A 3928-nucleotide genomic window follows, 5' to 3' on the forward strand; every position below is an offset into this window, starting at 1 on the left:
GCGGTTGTTACTGCGGCCTTTATGGCTCCGGCGGCGTATGCGGAGGAATTCATCACGATTGGCACCGGCGGTGTGACGGGTGTGTATTATCCGACCGGCGGTGCGATCTGCCGTCTTGTCAACAAGGGCCGGAAGGAGCACGGCGTGCGCTGCTCGGTCGAGTCGACCGGCGGTTCGGTTTACAACATCAACACCATCCGCGAAGGCGAGCTGGAGTTTGGTGTGGCGCAGTCCGACTGGCAGTACCATGCGTATAACGGCACCTCGAAATTCGAAGAGGCCGGCCCGTTCGAGAACCTGCGCGCCGTGTTCTCGGTGCACCCCGAGCCGTTCACCGTTGTCGCTCGTGCGGATTCCGGCATCAGCAGCTTTGAAGACCTCAAGGGCAAGCGCGTGAACATCGGCAACCCCGGTTCCGGTCAGCGCGGCACCATGGACGTTGTTCTGGAAGCGATGGGCTGGACCATCGACGATTTCGAACTGGCCTCGGAACTGAAAGCGGCCGAGCAGTCGGCGGCGCTGTGCGACAACCAGTTGGATGCGATGATCTATACCGTGGGTCACCCCTCGGGTTCGATCCAGGAAGCCACCACCGCGTGTGATTCCGTTCTGGTGAACGTGACCGGCGATGCGATCCAGGGTCTGATCGACGGCAATTCCTACTACCGCACCGCGACCATTCCGGGCGGCATGTATCGCGGGTCGGATGGCGACACCACCACCTTTGGTGTGGGCGCGACCTTTGTGACCTCGGCAGACGTGTCGGATGACGCGGTTTATGCGGTTGTCAGCTCGGTCTTCGAGAACTTCGACGACTTCAAAAAGCTGCATCCCGCATTCGCCAACCTGAAACCGGAAGAGATGATCGCGGACGGCCTGTCGGCCCCGCTGCATCCGGGTGCCGAGAAATACTACAAGGAAAAAGGCTGGCTGCAGTAAGCCGGACCTGATGCGGGGCGCGCCTGTGACGGGCGCGCCCCTTTTTGCACACCCGGAGGAACGGGTGACAAGAAGGCCGAACACGGCCCGAAAGATGACAGAGCGACGGGGAGACGCCTGATGAGTTCCGACACACAATCCAATCGCCCGCTATCCGAAGAAGAGCTTCAGGATCTGGTGGCGTCCTCTGATGCGGGCGCGCGCGACCCGGCGGGGAATGTGGGGATATTCCTAGCCATCGTGGCGGTGCTGTGGTCGGTGTTTCAGGTGGTGCTGGCCTCGCCCTTGTCGAACGCCATTCTGCCGGGCAGCGTGGTGAACAACTCGCGCCAGATCCATCTGGCCTTTGCGATTTTTCTGGCCTTTGCGGCCTATCCGGCGCTGAAATCCAGCCCGCGTGATTACATCCCCATTCAGGACTGGATCATGGGCGTGGTGGGCGCGGGTATCGCGCTGTATGGCTATATTTTCTATGAAAAACTGGTCGACAATGGCCTGCTGGCCGATGATGTCGACAAATGGGTGGCCCTTGGGGGCCTGCTGCTGCTGTTCGAGGCCGCGCGCCGCGCGCTCGGACCCGCGATGGCGATCATTGCGACGATTTTCCTGGCTTATGTGTTCTTTGGCTCGTCCGACTGGGTGCCGGAAGTGATCCAGTGGAAGGGCGCCAGCCTGAAAAAGGCCATGAGCCATATGTGGATCACCTCCGAGGGTGTGTTTGGCATCGCTTTGGGCGTGTCGACAAAGTTCGTCTTCCTGTTCGTGCTGTTCGGCGCGCTGCTGGATAAGGCGGGCGCGGGCAATTACTTCATCAAGATGGCCTTTGGCGCGCTGGGTCACCTGCGCGGTGGCCCGGCCAAGGCGGCTGTGGTGGGCTCGGCGGCGACCGGCCTGATCTCGGGCTCGTCAATTGCCAATGTGGTGACCACCGGCACCTTCACCATCCCGCTGATGAAGCGGGTGGGCTTTTCCAGCGAACAGGCGGGCTCGGTCGAGGTCGCCAGTTCCGTGAACGGCCAGATCATGCCGCCGGTGATGGGGGCTGCGGCCTTCCTGATGGTGGAATATGTGGGCATTTCTTATGTCGAGGTGATCACCCACGCCTTCCTGCCTGCCGCGATCTCGTACATCGCGCTGGTCTATATTGTGCACCTGGAGGCGGTGAAGCGGAACATGCCGACGCTGGGCAACCGCGTGGTCTCGATGGGCCGCACGATTGGCGGCATGGCGATCTTCTTCGCGGGTTTTGCCGGGCTGTGTTACGGCATCCAATACCCGATCAAGGCGATCATAGCGATGATCCCCGGCGCCTCGGGTCTGGTGCTGTCGGGCCTGATCGTTCTGGCCTATCTGTTCCTGCTGAAACTGGCCTCGGGCGTCGAGGATCTGGTCCCCGATGACCCCAACGCCAAAGAGGTCGAACTGCCGGTGATTGCCGAGATTTACAAGGCCGGTCTGCACTACCTGCTGCCGATCATCGTGCTGGTCTACTTCCTGATGATCGAACAGAAATCGCCGGGCCTGTCGGCCTTCTGGGCAACCTCGCTGCTGTTTGTGATCCTGCTGACGCAGAAGCCGATGAAGTCGATCTTCCGCGGCGAAAACAACACCGCAAACGCCTTCCGCGACGGGGTTGTCGACCTGTGGAACGGTCTGATCGACGGCGCCCGCAACATGATCGGCATCGCGCTGGCCACCGCCACCGCGGGCGTGATCGTGGGCACCGTGACGCTGACCGGTGTGGGGCAGGTGATGGCCGATCTGGTCGAGTTCCTGTCGGGCGGCAACCTGATCGCCATGCTGGCGCTGGTGGGTCTGCTGAGCCTGATCCTGGGCATGGGCCTGCCGACCACGGCGAACTATATCGTCGTCAGCTCGCTGATGGCGGGTGTGGTTGTGGAACTGGGCGCGCAGGACGGTCTGATCGTGCCGTTGATCGCGGTGCATCTGTTTGTGTTCTACTTCGGCATCATGGCCGATGTGACACCGCCCGTAGGTCTGGCCAGCTTTGCCGCTGCCGCCGTGTCGGGAGGCGACGCGATCAAGACGGGCTTTACCGCCTTCTTCTACAGCTTGCGCACCGTGGCGCTGCCCTTTGTGTTCATCTTCAACACCGATCTGCTGCTCATTGATGTGGGCTGGGTGCAGGGCATTCTGGTGGCTGTGTCCGCGACCATCGCGATTCTGATCTTCACCGCTGGCACGATGGGCTGGTTCCTGACCCGCAACCGCATCTACGAAAGCGTGGCGCTGATCCTGATCGCCTTTGCGCTGTTCCGCCCGGACTTCTTCATGAACCGGATCGCGCCGCCGTTTGCGCAGATCGAACCGGCGCAGCTGGAGCAGGCGGTGGGCGAGGCTGCCCCGGGCAGTTCCCTGCGCATCGAGGTCGCAGGCCCGGACTTTGACACCGGCAACATGACCGAAACCACGGTGGTGCTGACCATCGGGGATGAGGCTGACGGTGCCGCCCGCATCGACGCCCTGGGCCTGATCCCGCTGGAGGAAGACGGTCTGGTGAAACTCGACGAGCCGCTGTTCGGCACACCGGTTGGGGATGAGCTGGACATGTTCGACTACTATGCCGACGAGCCCGTCCGCATCACCACCGTGCAGGCCCCCCAGAACCAGCCGCCCAAAGAGCTGATGTTCATCCCGGCGCTGCTGCTCTTGGGCCTGATCGCCTTCCTGCAAAAGGGCCGCGCCGCCCGCACCACCGACCAAGAGGTGACACCATGACCAAATCCGTCCTCTGTGCCGTGGACATCAGCAATGGCAATCTGGATGCCGGGGTTCTGCAGCGGGCGGCGACGCTGGCCGATCTGGACGGCGCGCAGCTTGATGTCGTGACCGTGCTGCCGGATTTTGGCGAAAGCTGGGTCTCGGGGTTCTTCGACTCCGGGTTCCACGACAAGGCGCTGGAACAGGCGCAGGCCAAGCTGTCCGAACTGTGCATTGCAGCCCTGGGGGACGAGCGGAACGCCAGGAT

3 protein-coding genes are annotated in these 3928 nt (G+C 62.3%); all 3 read left to right on the top strand.

Going from position 1 to position 3928, the window contains the following annotated elements; translation table 11 throughout:
- The coding region (locus ACR0NT_RS19445; RefSeq protein ID WP_480443532.1) for a TAXI family TRAP transporter solute-binding subunit at positions 1 to 939 on the top strand (939 nt) is incomplete at its 5' end.
- A 120-nt stretch (positions 940 to 1059) separates the two neighbouring features.
- Entirely contained in the window at positions 1060 to 3678 is a 2619-nt protein-coding gene (locus ACR0NT_RS19450) for a TRAP transporter permease (protein ID WP_170675177.1), read from the top strand.
- Positions 3675 to 3928, top strand: a 254-nt coding sequence (locus tag ACR0NT_RS19455; protein ID WP_480443534.1) for a universal stress protein, incomplete at its 3' end; no start/stop codon positions are given. The genes ACR0NT_RS19450 and ACR0NT_RS19455, both read left to right, overlap by 4 nt.

Source organism: Ruegeria sp. AB10, assembly GCF_056542745.1.